Origin of the sequence: Paenibacillus sp. PastM-3 (assembly GCF_029893965.1) — a bacterium.
GTDB lineage: Bacteria > Bacillota > Bacilli > Paenibacillales > Paenibacillaceae > Paenibacillus_AQ.
This window is the reverse complement of sequence record NZ_JARXXP010000010.1, coordinates 98006-116121: the sequence shown is the minus strand read 5'-3', so window position 1 is coordinate 116121 and position 18116 is coordinate 98006. Positions and strand designations below refer to the sequence as shown.

16 protein-coding genes are annotated in these 18116 nt (G+C 53.4%); 13 read left to right on the top strand and 3 right to left on the bottom strand.

Translation table 11 applies throughout. The annotated features are described in order from the left end of the window. Window positions 1-71: 71 nt before the first annotated feature. Window positions 72-1082 carry a cytochrome aa3 quinol oxidase subunit II gene (qoxA, locus tag M2108_RS16070; RefSeq protein WP_277470402.1) on the bottom strand — a complete coding sequence of 337 codons (1011 nt, stop codon included), beginning with the start codon at window positions 1080-1082 and terminating at the stop codon, window positions 72-74. 509 nt (window positions 1083-1591) lie between these two features. Between qoxA and M2108_RS16065 the strand changes: the two genes are divergently transcribed. The 10 genes from M2108_RS16065 (at window position 1592) to M2108_RS16020 (ending at window position 12605) form a co-directional block, all read left to right on the top strand. Further along, window positions 1592-2725 carry a polysaccharide deacetylase family protein gene (locus M2108_RS16065; protein WP_280768008.1) on the top strand — a complete coding sequence of 378 codons (1134 nt, stop codon included), beginning with the start codon at window positions 1592-1594 and terminating at the stop codon, window positions 2723-2725. A 583-nt stretch (window positions 2726-3308) separates the two neighbouring features. Next, window positions 3309-3692, top strand: coding sequence for a GntR family transcriptional regulator (locus M2108_RS16060; RefSeq protein ID WP_090717470.1), 384 nt, complete (start codon window positions 3309-3311; stop codon window positions 3690-3692). After that, on the top strand, window positions 3689-4591 hold the full coding sequence (locus M2108_RS16055) for an ABC transporter ATP-binding protein (protein WP_277470400.1): 903 nt from the start codon (window positions 3689-3691) through the stop codon (window positions 4589-4591). The genes M2108_RS16060 and M2108_RS16055 overlap by 4 nt, the downstream gene beginning before the upstream one ends. Beyond that, on the top strand, window positions 4545-6551 hold the full coding sequence (locus tag M2108_RS16050) for a DUF6449 domain-containing protein (protein ID WP_277470399.1): 2007 nt from the start codon (window positions 4545-4547) through the stop codon (window positions 6549-6551). The genes M2108_RS16055 and M2108_RS16050 overlap by 47 nt, the downstream gene beginning before the upstream one ends. A 154-nt stretch (window positions 6552-6705) precedes the next feature. Beyond that, window positions 6706-6876, top strand: a complete 171-nt coding sequence (locus tag M2108_RS16045; RefSeq protein ID WP_277470398.1) for a hypothetical protein — start codon at window positions 6706-6708, stop codon at window positions 6874-6876. Window positions 6877-6966: 90 nt separating this feature from the next. After that, on the top strand, window positions 6967-7818 hold the full coding sequence (locus M2108_RS16040) for a nucleotidyltransferase domain-containing protein (RefSeq protein ID WP_277470397.1): 852 nt from the start codon (window positions 6967-6969) through the stop codon (window positions 7816-7818). 2 nt (window positions 7819-7820) lie between these two features. After that, window positions 7821-9266 carry a 3' terminal RNA ribose 2'-O-methyltransferase Hen1 gene (locus tag M2108_RS16035; protein ID WP_277470396.1) on the top strand — a complete coding sequence of 482 codons (1446 nt, stop codon included), beginning with the start codon at window positions 7821-7823 and terminating at the stop codon, window positions 9264-9266. Continuing rightward, window positions 9263-11878, top strand: coding sequence for a polynucleotide kinase-phosphatase (locus M2108_RS16030; RefSeq protein WP_277470395.1), 2616 nt, complete (start codon window positions 9263-9265; stop codon window positions 11876-11878). Before M2108_RS16035 ends, M2108_RS16030 begins: the two co-directional genes overlap by 4 nt. 23 nt (window positions 11879-11901) lie before the next feature. After that, the gene (locus M2108_RS16025) at window positions 11902-12042 is read left to right on the top strand and encodes an RNA 2'-phosphotransferase (RefSeq protein WP_346780565.1); all 141 of its coding nucleotides are present in this window, start codon (window positions 11902-11904) and stop codon (window positions 12040-12042) included. A gap of 47 nt (window positions 12043-12089) precedes the next feature. Beyond that, window positions 12090-12605, top strand: a complete 516-nt coding sequence (locus M2108_RS16020; protein ID WP_277470394.1) for a mismatch-specific DNA-glycosylase — start codon at window positions 12090-12092, stop codon at window positions 12603-12605. 74 nt (window positions 12606-12679) lie between these two features. Here the strand turns inward: M2108_RS16020 and M2108_RS16015 are convergent, their stop codons facing one another. Then, window positions 12680-13639: an MraY family glycosyltransferase gene (locus tag M2108_RS16015; protein ID WP_481856917.1), complete on the bottom strand. Its 960-nt coding sequence runs from the start codon at window positions 13637-13639 to the stop codon at window positions 12680-12682. Window positions 13640-13776: 137 nt separating this feature from the next. On the opposite strand from M2108_RS16015, the gene M2108_RS16010 reads away from it, so the two are divergent. Continuing rightward, on the top strand, window positions 13777-14460 hold the full coding sequence (locus M2108_RS16010; RefSeq protein WP_277470392.1) for a YjjG family noncanonical pyrimidine nucleotidase: 684 nt from the start codon (window positions 13777-13779) through the stop codon (window positions 14458-14460). A gap of 131 nt (window positions 14461-14591) precedes the next feature. After that, window positions 14592-15281, top strand: a complete 690-nt coding sequence (locus M2108_RS16005) for a hypothetical protein (RefSeq protein WP_277470391.1) — start codon at window positions 14592-14594, stop codon at window positions 15279-15281. 92 nt (window positions 15282-15373) lie between these two features. On the opposite strand, the gene M2108_RS16000 is transcribed toward M2108_RS16005, so the two are convergent. Next, window positions 15374-16360 (bottom strand): ring-cleaving dioxygenase, encoded by a 987-nt coding sequence (locus tag M2108_RS16000; protein WP_277470390.1) that lies wholly within the window; start codon window positions 16358-16360, stop codon window positions 15374-15376. 241 nt (window positions 16361-16601) lie between these two features. On the opposite strand from M2108_RS16000, the gene M2108_RS15995 reads away from it, so the two are divergent. Beyond that, window positions 16602-17429, top strand: coding sequence for an AAC(3) family N-acetyltransferase (locus M2108_RS15995; protein WP_277470389.1), 828 nt, complete (start codon window positions 16602-16604; stop codon window positions 17427-17429). The last annotated feature ends 687 nt before the right edge of the window (window positions 17430-18116 follow it).

Genomic DNA, 18116 nt, shown 5'->3' with positions numbered 1-18116 from the left:
TGGCTCCTTTCAGGTTGTTGCTGCCAGCATGATTCATGCTATCTAAGAGCGGATAGCTCTCATGGTTGGTTTTATTGGTGCGTGTGCTCTTCAACAGGTGAGCTTGGCAGAGGCTCTTCTACCTCAGGGGCAGGGTTGCCGTCGAACTCGGTCTGGCTGGAAGGCGCCGGGGAAGGATGAATCTCCTTGTTATCCTCGTGTTCTTCACCGCCGTTTTGCATATCCATTTCCATGCCGTCACCGCTCATATGCTCGCTGTGATCGCCAGGAGGCGGACTGAATTCCAGATGGGTAGAAGAATAAGTTTTGCGTCCGAGATGCTCGGCGGCCAGAAGGCCCTTGAATTCGTCTTCTGTCAGCGCAGGCGCAGTCTCCTTCACTTCCTTAACCCAATCCTGATAATCCTTGTCAGTCATAACCAGTGTTTCAAATTCCATGTGGGCAAAGCCTTTACCGCTGAAATTCGAATTCTTACCGATATAAGAGCCTACGGTATCACCAGAGAGGTTAAGATAGGTGAGCATGTCGCTCATTGCGTATTTCTGTCCGGCCAGCTGCGGAACCCAGAAACTGGTGATTGTTCCGAAGGAATACAGTCTGAATTCAACTGCACGGTGAACCGGAATGTTCACGTAGTTGACCGTTTCAATTCCTTCCTCAGGATAGCTGAAATGCCATTTCCAGTTGGAGGAGGAGGCATAAATGACAAGCGGCTTCTGATCCTTATACTCGTTCGCCACATTCTCGACGGCATGGGTGGACTTTACAGTCACAACAGACAGGAAGCCCACGATGATGATCGGGATAATAATCCAGATCGCTTCAAGGACCTTATTGCCCTCCTCATGTTCAGGAATGTAGCCTTCATTGCTCTTCTTTGCCCGGTATTTCACCAGGACGAAGATATATAAGATGTAGACAACTGCCAGGACAAAGGCCATCACCACAATGGAGAGGATAATGGTGTCAGACAGCGTCCGTGCAGCCGGGCCCTTAGGATTCAGTACGGCGATCGAACTGCATCCCGGAAGAATAAAGAGCAGGCTGAGAAACAAAGCGTATAACGGTCCCTTTTTTTTCATATAGAACTCCTTCCTTCAATAATTCTTTTCATTAGCCGTTCGATGCTGGCGGGCGAATTAATAACCTGTATCTATAGTAAGAATTACTTACCCGGATTGCAAAATACATATTTTGTAAATATATCTATAATCGTCCTCAAAAATGGCGATAAAGTTAAAGATGTGTGATCAATTTGTTACAAGTTCCTTTATGTATGACAAAGATCACTGTAGCGGCGGGCTTTAAGCTAAATTTAAGGTTGTTCAAACTTTGTTCAAAAGTACCGTATTGTTGCTAATTTCGTCACAATTAGAATGTGTGAAGGGAACGGGAATTAAACGCTTTATTTGTTGGTTTGACAGCATTCGACGAAAGTTGCACGTATCTTGGCGTGAAGAGCCATTGTGCAATTTATCACAGCGTGGAAAAGTAACAATATTTTAGGCGTCCGGTTACAATCTCTCAAATTACGTTATATCTATGTATGATAGAGTTAGAGGCAAATATACATAGATTGGAGCTCTTGCTTGTGTTAAAAAAAGTAATGCTTGTCCTTATGTCCTTATTTTTAACTTTTGGTGTGCTGCAGACTGCAGCAAGTGCTGCCGGTGCGGGCTCAAGCCTGAAGCTGGGTGTGAATGACAAGCTGACCGGAATTGAAGCTGTGCCGGTTAAGGGCAGCTATTATGTGCCGCTGCGTGCGGTGTCTGCAGAGCTGAAGTGGACAATTACCGGGCTGTCAGACGGAATCGCAGTTGCCGCCGGCGGCAAATCCGTACGCCTGCTTAAGAATAACGGCGGACTGAAGCTGCAGGATGGTACGGTTGTGCCGATGGACAGCTTTTTGCAGAACGGGAATCTGATGGTTCCGGTGAAGATCAGCGGATACCTTGGATATAGCATAACCTTTCAGGGAGATAAATATTTACTGAGAGTCCGGGACGGGTCGGCGGCGATGAGCGATGAGGCTTTTGTGAAGCAGTATGCGGACGAACTGAAGCCGCAGGGCACAAGTCCGGCTAAACCTTCCGGAGAAGGGGCCGTTAAAGGACGGACCGTGTATCTGACCTTTGACGACGGGCCGTCGGCGACCACGGCACAGCTGCTGGATATACTGGATAAGTACGAAGTCCAGGCAACATTCTTTATGCTTGGCCCGAACATGAACCGTTATCCCGCCCAGGTGAAACGGATTGTGAAGGCAGGGGGCGGGCTTGGGCTGCACGGTATGACCCACCGCAAGGAGAAATTTTATGCTTCTCCGGCGGCAGCGCTGGCTGAAATGACGGCGGATAACGCGGTGCTGAAGAGAATCAGCGGGGCGGAAACGACGTTGATCCGTCCGCCATACGGAAGCAAGCCCTACTTCACCCGAAGCTTCCGGGACAAGGTGCTGGCCCAGGGCTACCACCTGTGGGACTGGAATGTCGATTCGGAGGACTGGAGGTACAAGGAAGACAGCGATAAAATCTATAACTCGGTTATGGATCAGGTGCATAAGCTACAGTCATCCAAGACTAATCCGGTCATCCTGATGCATGACCAGAAGGCAACATTGAAGGTGCTGCCGAGCCTGCTGGAGACCTTCAAGAAGGAAGGCTACAGCTTTGCTATAATCACCAAAGATCTGAAGCCGCTGAACTTCTGGAATGATGAGCGGTAACAGGAGGTTCATGGAACGGAAACATGATGTTTGTGAAAAGAGGCCGGCAGACTTAGTCCGCTGGCTTTTTTTGCTTTGTATGGGCTGCTTTCGTATAAATGTTACTGATGGCGAAGCTGCGAATTGAAATAAGTGTATTTGGTGCAGCTATAATAGTGTGTAAGGCTACTTTTTCAGAAATAAGTGTATACCGTGCAACTAAAACCTGCGGATAGCCTGATTTTGCTGAAATTACCGCGATATAAGTGTACAAAGTACAGTTAAAGCTGACTGAGACTCAAAATTGCCCTTTTTAGTTGCACAAAATGCAGTTATCCGGTGAGCTGTCCAAAGGGAGCGATTCTGCTAGGGGCTGAATCAAGCAACCGGTACTGATTTCGATGAAAAAAAATCAGCGAAATCCATCTGCATAACCTTGGACGAAACTAGTCTACAAATAGCTAAAGTAAAACAACGTCCCATCCGCAAAAAGCGGGCAGGCCGTTTCTTTGCGTTGACAATTCCGATCAACTGTATTAATAATAGTAGTACAGTTAATACACCTAAGTTTTCCATATTTGCAGCTTAGTAAAGGAGGGCGCCTATGTTCGAACTGGATGTCCGCAGCCGCAAGCCGATTTATGAGCAGCTGACTGACAAGGTTAAAGAGATGATTATGCATGGCATCCTGCAGGCTGACGAACAGCTTCCATCGGTTAGAACATTGTCCTCGCAGCTAACGGTTAACCCCAATACGATTCAGAAGGCGTACCGGGAGCTGGAGCGGGAAGGCTTTATTTATTCCCTGCCCGGAAAAGGGAGCTTCGTAGCACCGCTAGCCCAGGAGCGCAGTGAGAGTAAGCGGACTGAGCTGCGCGAAGGTCTGCTGCGGCTGATGGCGGAGGCGGTATACCTCGGCTTCACCGAAGGCGAGATAAGCGCATTGTACCGGCAGGTTCTGGAAGGCAAAAGAGGGGGAGAAGCATGATTAAAATCCGCGGGGTAAGCAAAATCTTTCAGGGCGAAAAGGCCGTCGACAGCCTCTCACTGACTGTGCCGAAAGGGACGATCTACGGCCTGCTCGGATCAAATGGCGCAGGCAAAACCACGCTCCTGAAAACATTGGCCGGGATTTACCGGCCCGACGAAGGGAGCGTTACGGTTGGCGGTGAGCCGGTTTTTGAAGCTCCGGATGTAAAGCGGAGGATTATTTTCATGCCGGACAGCCCGTATTTTTTTCCGCAGGCGTCGGTGCGGAGTATGGCTGCATTTTACCGGTCGATCTACCCTTCATGGAGTGAGAAGCGGTTTGAGGAGCTTGGAGCTGCCTTTAAGCTGGACCGGAAAAGAAAGCTCAGCAGGTTCTCCAAAGGGATGCAGCGCCAGGCGGCACTGTGGCTTGCACTGAGCTGTACGCCGGAGGTGCTGATCATGGATGAGCCGATCGACGGGCTTGATCCGGTCATGCGCCGGCAGATCAAAAATTTGCTGTTCCAGGAAGTGGCCGAGCGCGGCCTGACTGTCCTGATCTCCTCACATAATCTGCGTGAGATAGAAGATTTGTGTGACCATGTCGGCATTATGCACGGCGGGAGGATGCTGGTGGAGAAGGAGCTGGATGACCTGAAGGCGGATACGCATAAAATTCAGGTGGCCTTCCGCGATCAACGCCACGCCGGTGCGCTTGCCGCCAAGCTGCAGATCCTCCACGAGGAACAGCGGGGCAGCGTCAGCCTATACATCGTCAAGGGAGACCGTGAGCGGATCGCGCAGGCTTTTCATGTATACGAGCCTTATGTATTCGACCTGCTGCCGCTGACGCTGGAGGAAATCTTTATTTATGAAATGGGGGATGCCGGTTATGATGCGCAGCCGATTCTTCTTTAACAGCAGTGTCATCCGCCAGAACCTGCGCCAGCACGGCTGGATCGGAATCATTTATTCGCTCGTTCTTTTATTCGCGCTGCCGCTGCAGTTGTTTCTGAACAATGCCCCCAATCTTGAACGCCGGTCTGTAGACAATCTGTTCTTCATTAGCGGAGAGATTCAGATGCTGTTCTCCGTCACAGTGCCAGTCGCGGCAGCCCTGTTCCTGTTCCGTTATCTGCAGGCCAAAGCGCCATCCGACCTGTGGCACAGCCTGCCGCTGCGCCGGGAGCATCTGCTGGTGTCCCATACGGTAAGCGGGCTAATTCTGGTACTCGGGCCGGTCTGGCTGACTGCTGCCGTGACCGGAATTGTCCGGGCACTGGACGGCAACATGTATATTTACTCCTGGGCCGACGTGGGACAATGGTGCCTGACGCTGACGATCCTTACGCTGTTCCTGTTTGTTTTCAGCGTGTTTGTCGGCATCTGTACCGGGCAATCCGTGCTGCAGGGGGTGGTGATCTACATTCTGCTGGTTCTGCCTGCCGCGCTGCTGATGCTGGTGAATGAACATTTCAGCATGTATCTGTATGGTTACCCGGCATGGTACGGATCAAGGGGCCGGAGTGAAGTCTGGTCTCCGCTGCTGCATATGATCTATGTCAAAACCAATCCGTTCACTGCCGGTTACCTGTGGCTCTATTCGGCGCTATCCGTCCTTTTGTTTGCGCTGTCCTTCCTGCTATACCGTAAACGGCACGGGGAGAAGGCGGGACAGGCGATTGCCTTTTCGTATTTTAATCCGTTGTTCAAAGCGGGGATTATGCTCTGTGCAATGCTCATCTCAGGTACTTATTTCGCTCATCTTAGGTATCAGCAGCTTGGCTGGATTATCGGCGGCCATCTGATCGGCGCACTGATCGGCTATATTGCCGCAGAGATGATTGTCCGCAAAACCTGGCTGATTCTGACCCGCAAGGCGGCGCTCGAGTTTACCGGATATGCAGCGCTGCTGGGGCTTGTGCTGTATGTTCCGGTGTCCGGGCTCACCGGCTATGAGAGCCGGGTACCGGCTGTGGATAAAATAGTGGGTGTATATGCTTCAGATAATTATTCCACATACGATATCTACTGGAATAATGCATATCCTTTTACAGATAAACAGAACCCGTTCACCGGGGATAAGGACTATGTTGAAGCTGTCCGCAAGCTGCATCAGGCAATGGCAACGATGCAGCCTCGTCCGCAGAATGTCGAATTCCGTGATTTTTATCTCATGTATAAACTGGATAACGGGCGGACTTTAAACCGGAGCTACCAGGTTCCCGTTGCCGGTTTTGAACCGGAGCTGCGGGCCGTAATGGAGAGCGAGGGGTATAAACGTACATTGTACAGGCTCTATCAGCTGGATGAAGAAATAGAAGGCCTGCGTTTCAGTGATTACAATAAGGCATTTATTATTTCGGACCCGCAGGAAGTTAATGAACTGAAAGAATTATTGAAACAGGAAATTCTGAATATGAGCTATGAGGACCATACTGGGGGGCAGCGTTCTTATGCAACCATTCAGATTATTAGCAAGCCTGATGATACAGGATATCCTTACTTCTCAAACTATGAGTGGGAGCGTTCCTTCAACAAGCTGACAGAAAGGCTTGAGCAGCTGGGTTACGCCGACAAAATCCGTGTGACACCAGGGGATTTGAAATCTGTAGAAATAATTCCTAACGATTATTCCAGCAGATTCACCGGCAATGACCGCGATGATTTTGAACTCCATTTGGAGCTGGCCCGCAAGGAGGGCAGATCAGCTGCAGTTAATGATACTGCAGCTATCAAGGATATCCTTGACCAGTCACGTTATTATAATGACTCTGCCGGCTATCTGGTAAAGCTGGTCTATATAGAGGGTAGAGAGGACTTCTTAACCCTGCGGGAAGAGGATCTGACGCCGGCAATCAGGGCGGTTCTTCCGTAGCCTCTACAGTGTGCCGGGCACCGGCCTGCCGGTCCCGGCGGGTTGACAGAAACTGGGCCTGTGAATTATGCTGTTGGAAAATGCTAACATCAGGCAAGGCATATGTTTTCAAATTCAATTACCCAAACAAAATGTTAAAGGAGGTCAGCGGCAGATGAATACTTACAACAATGCTATCAATAACAATAATAGCTTTGAGAACCTTGTTCATTCCGAGAATCCGCGCATGTATTCCATCACTCTGGCCTCCCTGGATCATAACCCGGTCTCAGCAGCAGGTAATTTATTGACGGTACCGGTATTTACCGGGAGCCGCGATACGTAACCGGCAGTCAGCTGCAGATTGGGTAAGGCCATGGACGACGGAGTCCATGGCCTTTTTGTATTTTTTTGAGCGGAAAGGAGCATGAACAGAATGTCTGAAATTGAGCTGGAGATTATTCGCCAGCTGCGCAGGATTGAGGCGGAAGAAGATGTGCGTATCCTGTATGCCTGTGAATCGGGCAGCCGGGCCTGGGGTTTTCCGTCCAGGGACAGCGATTACGATGTGCGTTTCCTGTACGTGCGCCGGCCTGAAGCGTATCTGTCGATTTTTGAACCAAGGGATGTCATTGAACGGCCGATCAGTAATTTACTGGACATAAACGGCTGGGATCTGAAAAAAGCGCTGCTGCTGTTACGCAAATCGAACCCGCCGCTGCTGGAGTGGCTGCAGTCAGGGATCCGGTATGAGGAAAATTACACGGTAGCAGAGAGCATCCGGAAGCTATCGCCGCTGGGGTTTTCCCCCAAGTCCTGTATTTATCATTATTTGAACATGGCCCGGGGGAACTACCGCAGCTATCTTCAGGGCAGCGAGGTCAAGATCAAGAAATACTTCTATGTGCTCCGGCCGCTGCTGGCCTGTGCCTGGATTGAGAAATATAACGGGGTTCCGCCGCTGGAGTTCTCCGTGCTCGTAGAGACGCTGATTCCCGGGGGAACACCGCTGCGGCAAGCTGTAGATCAGCTGCTGATCCGTAAAATGTCCGGCGAAGAACTGAATGTAGAGCCCCGGCTTGAGGTTATAAATAACTATCTGGAGCAGTCAATTGCCCATTTTGAAGAGTCGGCTTCCCTGTTTGAACCGGCTGACGGGGTACCGGATGAACAACTGGACGTACTATTTTACAGCGCACTGGCGGAAGTTTGGGGTAACGAAAGCTCCTGGACTGCAGGATTAAAAGAGGTCAGGAGGCCGTCAGGCAACGCTTATGGAGGGAACTAGAGATGCATTTAATCATCAGGGCGACTGGAGCGGGAGCAGGCATGCTGTCCCATCTGCTGGCCAAAAATCCGAATAATCTGTATGACCGGACTGAAAAAGAAGCGAGGGTCCGCATCGTTTTTACCGCCTCCTCCGCAGAGGAGACCGAAGCCGTTATTTATGTGACGCCTGATCCGGTGGAGCTTGTAAAGGGAGACTCGCAGGCGCACAATGATATTACGCAATATATCAATGACAGGGAATTTGTGACCAGCAGCCTGTTCTGCACTTACATCCGGGCGGCGCTGGGCACGGCATTGAACGGCAAACCGAAGGATGCCTATGTGCCCTGGGTAAAGGAGCCGCTGGAGCTGGAGCTGAGCTTCGGGCCCGTGGCATCCAATCTGCCGGACCGCACGGTGGAAGAGCTGTTTGGTGCTCTCGGCTATGAGGTTTCTCTGGAACGCGGCGATGCGGAATATACCTTTGCGTTAAAAGCGCGCAGCTCGGCAAGATATATCCGGCTTAAGGGGAAGCAGACGCTGCAGACTGCACTTCAGCAGCTGTTTGTGCTGATACCCGCCCTGGATGACTACAAGCATTATTACATCAGTGATGATGAAGTGGATAAAATCCGGCGTTACGGCGCAGGCTGGCTGGAGCAGCACCCGCTGCGGGCATTGATTCTGAAGCGGACGCTGCGTTTTGCCGGGGCGATCAGGCAATATGAGGAAATGGCTGCGAAAGAGTTGCGTGAAGCCGGCGGCGGCCCTGGAGCACCGGCGGACATCCCCGTACTGGAAGAATCCTCTCCCGGCGGTTCCGCAGAACCACCCGGCGTTCAGGAAGCGCCGAGGGTGCGGCTTAACGATCTGCGCTATGAGGCGATTGCCCGGACGGTCGGAGAGCTGGACGCCAGAGCCAGCATCGTGGACTTCGGCTCCGGGGAAGGCAAGCTGTCGGCCAGGCTCAGCAGTGTGCCGGGCGTCCGTGAGATAAGGGCAGTTGAGCCTTCGGCTGCTTCACAGCTGCGGGCGATGGAGCGCTTCGCCAAGCTGGAGGGCAGACCGGGGGCAGTGGTTCCCGATCCGGTGACCGGCTCGCTCTTCTATTTCGATGAGTCGCTGCGGGGCAGGGATGTTATGATTTTGTGTGAGGTTATTGAGCATATTGATGAACACCGGCTGGACCGGGTGATGGATACTATTTTTAGCCAGTATGCCCCAAAGACCTTGATTGTGACAACGCCGAACAAGGATTACAACACCGTTTACGGGATGGAGCAGGAGGAGATCCGGCATGGAGACCACCGGTTCGAGTGGGGGCGTGAAGCCTTTTCGGCCTGGTGCAGCCGCTGGACTGGAGCTTTTCATTATACAGCTGAGATTACAGGAATCGGTGAAGGCTCTGCGGAGTATGGATACCCGACGCAGATGGCGGTATTTACGAGAGGAGAACACCTGCAATGACGGAAAAAAATGAAGCACAGCGGACCATTCCGTTTCCGCACGGAGGCATTATCGTGCTGGTCGGTCCGTCAAACAGCGGTAAAACCACTCTGCTCCGCAGACTGGTAGAGGAAGGCGTGCTGCTGGAAACGGAAATGGTATCCTCGGATACCTACCGTACGCTGGTTGGTGATGTCGAGTACCTGGACTGGAAGGGGCGGCCGCGGGAGGAGGCTGATATCATCTACAATGACTATCAGAAGCTCTCCGGCCTGGCCTTTGAGGCGATGAACACCGTGGTGTCGATGCGCAGCAGGCTGGGCAAGCTGACGGTGGTGGACGCTACGCATCTGCAGCCGGAATACCGCCGCAAATATATTGAGATCGCAGCCGGGCATGATCTGCCCTGCGTGGCCTGGGTACTTGATGTGCCGGAGCAGACACTGCTTGCACGGGACAAGACGCGGGAGCAGCCGCGCGGCAGACAGCGGGTCAAAAGCCAGTACAGCCAGTTCAAGCGTTCACTGCGCGGGCTGCGCGAGGAGGGCTTTGACTTTACATACATGCTGAAGGAGCCTGAGGCTGTGCAGTTTGTGCGCCGGGACAATCCGCTCCTGGCTGATATCGGCGCCGGAATAGATGTGATCGGCGATATCCACGGCTGCTACGATGAAATGCTGGAGCTGCTCGGAGAGCTTGGCTATGCTGCCGATGAAGCCGGGCTGTACAGGCATCCCGCCGGCCGGACGCTGGTCTCGGTCGGGGATGTCATGAGCCGCGGACCGAGATCGCTGGACACGATGATCTTCTGGAAGCGGCACTTTGACGCCGGGATCGCCCGGATGATCGACAGCAACCACGGCTGGAAAATTGCCCGTTACCTCAGCGGACGCAATGTCACCCTGAGCCACGGCGACGAAAATATTGCTGCAGAGCTCCGGTTATTTGAAGAGGAAGCCGGAGCTGAGGCGGCTGCTGCCTTAAAAGAAGAGCTGAAGCAGTTTCTTCTATCTGCCCCCAGCCATCTGGTCATGTGCCGGGACGGGGTGCGGCGGCTTGTGATCGCCCATGCGGGCATCCGTGACGAATATATCGGCAGGCAGTCCCGCCGGGTTCAGGATTTCTGCCGTTATGGTGACACTGACGGGATGGACGCTGCAGGAGCACCGGTACGGAAAGAGTGGTATACCGGACATGAATCGGGCGAGCTGATTATCTGGGGCCATGATCCGCGGCCGTATCCCGCGGTGGTAAAGAATACGATCAACATCGACCAGGGAGCGGTATTCGGCGGAGCACTTACGGCTTACCGCTACCCGGAACAGGAATTTGTCAGCGTCAAGGCACACCGCGATTATGCGGAAGATCCGGACAGCCCGCTGATCCGCTGGGAACGCGGGCGGTTTGCTCCGCCTAACCTCGGCAAGCTGGTGAACGGCTATTCTGTCTTTACAGACGCGTACGGGGAGGTTTCGGTACGCGGCGATTATGTGAAGTCGGCGGTCGACAGTGTCTCCCACTATACAGTTCCGCTGGAGGAGCTGGTGTACATCCCGCCGACGATGAGTCCGACTCCGTCTGTATCCGCGGATGAGTCTTACCTGGAGCATCCGCAGGAGGCTTTCGACTATTTCCGTTCGCAGGGCGTTACCACGATGATCGCCGAGAAAAAGCATATGGGCAGCCGTGCCGTGCTGCTCCTTTTCCGCGACGAGCAGGCGGCCGTGTCCTATATCGGCCGGCCGGCGCTGGGCACCATTTATAGCCGTACAGGCCGGGCGTTTTTTGACCGGGAGACGGAAGCGCAGGTGCTGGCCCGGCTGAATGCCGATCTGGTGCAGGCCGGTTATTTTACCAGATATAATACGGAAATGCTGCTGCTGGATACGGAGATTATTCCCTGGAACCTCAAGGCGCGGGAGCTGATTGCCACCCAATATGCCCATGTCGCCGAAGCGGCAAAAATGGACCGTGAGCATCTGCTGGTTAAGCTGCGGCAGGCAGAAGCGGCGGGCCGCGATGTCTCCGGCTGGGTGCAGGAGATGGAAGCGAAGCTGCAGAGTGTCCAGGTCTTCCGCCAGGCCTTCCAGCAATATTGCTGGGATGTAAGCGGGCTTGAGGGCATCCGGATCGCCCCGTTTCATATACTGGCCCACAGCGGGCAGAGCTTTTTTGACCACAGCCATAACTGGCATATGGAGCAGGCCCGGCTGCTGGCCGGAATTTCGCCGTTGTTCATGGAGACGGAATACCGGGTCATCCGCAGCGGGGCTGATGAGGCGGATGTCATCAAATGGTGGCAGGACATGACGGAGGACGGCCATGAAGGCATCGTCATCAAGCCGGAAACCTTTATTACGAAGAACGGCAGGCATATGGTCCAGCCGGCCATCAAGGTGCGGGGACGGAAATACCTGCACATCATATACGGTATCGACTATCTGCAGCCGGATAACCTGAAACGGCTCAAGCAGCGCAGGACCTCCAAAAAGGAGCGGCACGCCCTGATGGAATGCGCGCTCAGCGTCGAATCGGTGAACCGGTTCATCCGCAAGGAGCCGCTGGAGCGCGTGCATGAATGTGTGCTGGCTGCTCTTGCGCTGGAGTCTGACCCGGTTGATCCCCGGCTATAGCGGGATAAGGGGAGTTTTATAGGATGTTAGATGCTAAAGCTGAGGTTTCCCTCAGTAAATTTCTGACCAAGGTGCTGCGGCATACGCCGGAGCAGTACGGATTAATGCTTGATCCGGAGGACGGATCCTGCCTGCTGGAAGAGCTGCTTGATACAATTACGTAGCTGAGCAGGCAAACGCGGAGAAATAACGAATGGCAGGGGGAATGTTCATGGAAGAAGTGCCGGATCACCTGGAGAACGGCTTACAGATCGTATTTATCGGCTTTAACCCGAGCATCCGCTCCGGGGAGCTGGGGCATCATTATGCGAATCCGCGCAACAATTTCTGGCGGATTCTTCAGCAGTCCGGCCTGACGCCGCGCTTGTATGAGGCTGCTGAGGATGGTGAGCTGCTGAAGCTTGGGTACGGCTTCACGAATATTGTGGCCCGGCCTACGGTAGGCGCGGAGGACATCACCCGCGAGGAATATGCTGCCGGGCGGGAGCTGCTGCGCGGCAAGCTTGAGCAGTACCGGCCGCAGATTGCCTGCTTTGTGGGCAAGGGGGTCTATACGGAATTCAGCCGCAGGCCCAAGGCGGAATGGGGCTTCCAGAGCGCGGAGCCCGTTGTCGACGGCGTTCGCGAGTTCGTTGCCCCATCCTCCAGCGGCCTGGTCCGGATGCCGATGTCACAGATTGTAGGGATATACCGGCAGTTGTACGACTTCATTCAGGAGAAGGGCTGAAGGCAAAACAACACCTCCCTCACATTAGTGAAGGAGGTGTTGCAGTTTGGGGCAGCACGCTGCTGCAAAGTCCGTTATGTTTCGATCAGCAACAGAATGATCGATGACAGCGACAGGCAGACGCTGACCAGATAGAGCACGGCAACGACCTGCTTCTGGTTCAGGCCGGCCTTGAGCAGCCGGTAGTGCACCTGGCTGGCATCGGCCTGATAAATCGCTTTGCCCTGAAGGAACCGCTTGATCACGACAAACAGATTGTCGAAGATCGGCACGCCGAGCGCCAGGATCGGGATGAACAGGGACAGCACCGTAGCCTGCTTGAACGCCCCGTCCAGCGCGATGACCGCCAGAATGAAGCCCATGAAGGTAGCGCCGGCATCGCCCATGAAGATTTTGGCTGGTGCCTTATTGAAGCGCAGGTATGCCAGTGTGACGCCGACCAGGGAAATGGCCATGATGGCAGATGCAGACTGGCCTTTGGTGAGCGCGACGATGAAAAGTGTAACGGCTGAAATTGCCGTAAGCCCGCCGGCCAGCCCGTCCATACCGTCAGAGAAGTTAATTACTGTAGTCACACCAAAGATCCAGATGATCGTCAGAATGAACTGCAGGATGAACGGCAGGGAAACATAATCTCCCGAGAACGGATTGATGAAGCCGGTGAAGGCATTACCGGACAGGAAGACAAGAATGGCCGCTGCAATCTGGACGATGAACTTGGGCAGGGCCGGAAAGTCCTTGCCTTTGGTTTTGTACCAGTCATCAATAGTACCTATAGTGAGCAGAAGCACCCCGCCGATGAAGAGGGCGAGCGTCTCCAGCGAGAAATCACGAGTAAACAGCAGATATGTAATGAAAAAACCGATGAATATTGCATAACTGGCTGTCAGGGGGATAGGCTCCCTATGGATTTTGCGCTCCACATCCTCCCGGGGCCTGTCCACAAAATCAAGCCGGAACGCAAGCCTGCCGAGCGGAGGAATGAGCAGATAAACGATACAAAATGATACCAGAAACGCCAAAACGTAAAAAATGACAATCACCACCGTTGATTTTTTTGAAGGATAAGCTTAAGATGTTCCACGATAAATTGTCTTATGAGCAGGGCTGTCTAGATTATATCTCAGAGTGCAATACCTTGTCGATTGTACAACCATTTTGGAGGCGGATGATGAAATATGACGTAATTCTGTTTGATGCTGACGATACGCTGTTTGATTATGGAATGGCTGAAGGGCAGGCGTTTCTGAATGTGTTCACCCACTTCGGGCTGCCGGCTGGAGCAGAGGAGTATGCTGCGAGCTATCAGGAGATTAACCATGCGCTGTGGGCCGATCTGGAGGCGGGGCGGATTACCTCTGCTGCGCTGCGGGTGGAGCGTTTTAACCGGCTGTTTGTCCGGCATAAGCTGGAATACAATCCGGAGGAATTCAGCGAGGCTTATTTGCGTTTTCTGGGGGAAGGCACGTTTCTGATCCAGGGGGCGGTAGAGCTGTGCGGGGCGCTTGAAGGCTGCAGGCTGGCGATTATTACGAACGGAATCAAGGATGTGCAGCTGTCGAGAATCAAGGGCTCGCCGCTTGCGGGCACCTTTGAGCAGATCATTATTTCGGAGGAAGCGGGTTATCAGAAGCCGGCGGCCGGGATCTTTGATTATGCTTTTGACAAGCTGGGCATTTCCGATAAAAGCAGGGTGCTGATTGTGGGTGATTCACTGACCTCCGATATCCGCGGCGGGGTTAATTACGGAATTGATACCTGCTGGTTCAATCCTTTAAGGAAGACTAACAGTGCCGGTGTGGAGCCGACCTATGAAATCCGTGAGCTGTCGGAGCTGCTGGATATTGTTAAGTAAAAAGCGGCATGGTGGCGGTAACGGCGGGTGTTTTACCCAGGTGAAAGGTTGGAAGGCTTCTTCGGGTGTTAAATATATTAGGACACAGTATTTATTTCCACATTAACCTAATATACGGGGGAGGATTTTTTATGAAAATGAACAAAAAATGGCTGGTTGCCGCGGTTGCCGCCGGTATGGCGCTGACCGGTTCAGCCGGTGTATACGCCGGAGCCAAGCTTCAGGAGATCAAGGCCTATCTGAACAACAGCATTGGAGTCGTTGTTGACGGCACGCCATACTGGCTGAGAGACGGCAACGGCAAAACCTTAAGGCCGATTACGTACGAGGGCCTTACGTATTTGCCGGTCCGCTCGGTTGCGGAGGCGCTGGATGTGCCGATTACCTATGATGCTGTAAATTATAAAGTCCGGATCGGCATCGGTGCGGATGCGGGAGCCTCCAACGGCTCTGGAGCTGGATCTGGCTCAGGTTCAGGCACTGCTGCGCCTGTGGAGAGCACGATGCGGCCGGTCAACCTGCCGCAGGATTTTCCGATACCGAGTGATGCTATCATCGCAACGACACTGGATACGGATTCGGGCGGCGTGAAGAAGGCTGCTTTCAGTTACTCCACACAGGAATCGCTGGAGACGATGGGCTTCGTATACAGTGAATATGCCAAAATCAAACGGCTGGACAATGCCTCGCAGACCGTGTCGGCAACAACGGTGAAAATTACCGGCCGGCTGGGCGGCACAAGTCCGGTCTCGATTACAGGCAAGCCGTCTACGGCGCGTCCCGGATTTAATATCTTTACCATTACCTGGTCGGAGAGCTGAGGGCCTCCGGGAACAAGTGCAAATAGAAACAGCTGCGTTCCTGTGCGGAACGCAGCTGTTTGGGCTGGGATAGTGCATAAAGGTTGTTTGACTCAGGATTGCTGGCGGGTATCCAGCGGCTTGAGGTAAGCTTCGATCTGCTCCCGTTTCGCTTCCAGGAATGGAGGCAGGGCAAGGGATTCGCCGAGATGCTCCAGCGGCTCATCGGTCGCGAAGCCGGGGCCGTCCGTAGCCAGCTCGAACAGGATGCCGTTCGGCTCCCGGAAGTAGAGGGACCGGAAGTAAAAGCGGTCCACAAAGCCGGAATTGGGCAGCTGGACGGTGCGGATACGCTCGATCCATAGTTTTAGTTCTGTCTCATTATCCACCCGGAAGGCAACGTGGTGCACACCGCCCCGGCCCAGGCGCTCCTGCGGCAGATCGCTGCGCTCCTCCAGATGCACTTCAGCACCGGAGCCGCCCTCGCCGGTTTCAAATACGACAATGTCCGGCTGTCCGGCCACCGGTGAAGGATAGCTTCCTTTGCGGCGGAAGCCCATTAGATCGTGCAGGACGAGCGTTGTCGGCTCGGCGTCCTCGACTGTCAGGTGAGCCGGACCAAGGCCGGTGATTCCGTATTCCGCCGGCACCGGACTGGCCGGCCATGGCTTGCCGCCGGCAACTCCCTGGTTGTTCTGGTCGGAGACCAGCAGAAAGCGCTGGCCTTCATGGTCGCGGAAGCCAAGGGTAAGGCGGCCGCCGCGGTCAGCGATTGTGCTGTCGTGGTCTACATTGAAGGCTGTAAACCGTTCTTTCCAGTAATCCAGCGCCTTGTCGTCCGGTACACGCAGCGACAGTGCGGAGATGCTGTTATTGCCGTCCCGGTTGCGTCCGGCGTTCGGAAGCTCAAAGAAGGTCAGCTCTGTCCCCGGATTACCGGCTTCATCGCCGTAGAACAGGTGATAGACGGAGATGTCATCCTGATTGACTGTTTTTTTGATCAGCCGGAGTCCTAGCACTTCAGTGTAGAATTTGTAGTTTTCTGGAGCTTTGGCTGTAATGGCGGATACATGGTGAAGGCCTTTTAATGTTAAACTCATGGTAGATCCTCCTCGGGTTTGTGATGTTATGGAATGGTGTAAGCGTATTTTTTGAATATTGTGAGTGAAGGGACAACTGGAATAGACAAGATTCACAAATGCTTTTTTCATTATTGACAAAATGTTGCAGGGTCAATATTGGCTTAATAGTGAATTTATTTAAGTTACTATAATTTTAATAGTTAGTTAATTGAATTGCAAGTGAAAACTACATATCGACCGTAAAAAGGAGAGTACTGCAATGTATACGAAAGCCAGCCTGCTCGAACAGCTGAAGGAGCTTCATATTAATCCCCAAGGAACGCTGCTGGTCCATTCCTCATTAAAAAGCATTGGACCCGTAGAAGGCGGCGCAGATACCGTGCTGGATGTGCTGTCCGAATATATGAAGGACGGGCTGCTTGTCCTGCCTACACATACCTGGTCGTATATTGATGCGGCGAATCCGCGCTTCTCCGTCCAGGACTCACCATCCTGCGTAGGAATTCTGCCCGAGCTGTTCCGGGGGCGTCCGGGCGTTATCCGTTCCTGGCATCCGACCCACTCGGTGGCTGCCCTTGGGCGGGATGCCGAAGCTTTTACCGCCGGGGATCACCGCTGGGATACTCCCTGTGCCCGCGGATCAGTCTACGGCAAGCTGCTGGACCGGAAGGCGGAGATCATGCTGCTTGGCGTGGATCTGCGGCGGAACACGTTCATACACGGCATTGAGGAATGGGTGGACATTCCGGGCAGAATGACCGATGAACCGGAGCAGCTGTACACGATTACGCCGGACGGATCCGAGATCCCTGTACCGTCGCGCAGACACTGCGGGCTGTCGTGGTCCCAGCATTTCTGGAAGGTGGAGCATGTGCTGGAGGACGGCGGAGCGCTGCGCAAGGGGCATTTCGGCGCTGCTCCTGTCATGATCTGCGGGGCAGCGGAGACTACAGACATCATAAGCGGCATGCTGGCCGGGAACCCGGATCTGTTCGGGGACAACGAGCCGCTGGATGACAGGGCTGTACCTAATCCCCTGCCGAAGACTTTGCGGGGATTGCCGCGAACGGGTGCCGGGCAGGGCTAGGTGATCGGAGCTAAGAGGCTAGTGCAGAATTGCCGTTTCCAGCTCAGCCCGGGAACGAACGGGTGGTTTAAATGCTGTAGTAGTTAGAAGTATGGGGAAAAGTATCAGCAGGCTTACGATATTGATGGGTACTAACCATTCTTGAGGTTGACAACTTCTGGAAAACCATGGTAAGCTGGCTACAAATTTACGCCGCAGATGGCATAGGGAGGAGCAGGAACAATGCAGACATTGAACAGGGATGAACACGTTCGCCAATTATTTGACCGTGAGCTAACGATGCCTTTCGCACGTCCGGCATATTCCTATTCTGAGGAAACTCAGGATTCACGCAGCACTCCCTTGCCTTGGGTCAGGCAGATCTGATTCTGCCGCCAAATCTATGGCAATACCGGGATTTCAGGCTGCGTGCACCGCAGCCTTTTTCTTTGACCTTGTGAAGGGGGCGGAGAGAGGGGCGGTGCGACGCAGCCTTTTTGTTGTTCTTAGACGTATGGCAGGCAAGGTTAGAGGAGAGAATCCCCCTAATCGTACTGAAACCTGAGCCATAGCGCCGAAATAAGGGGAAAAATGCCCCTAATCGTACTGCAACCTGAGCCAAAGTACCGAAATAAGGGGAAAAATCCCACTAATCGAACTGAAACTTGGGCTATAGCGCCGAAATAAGGGGAAAAATCCCACTAATCG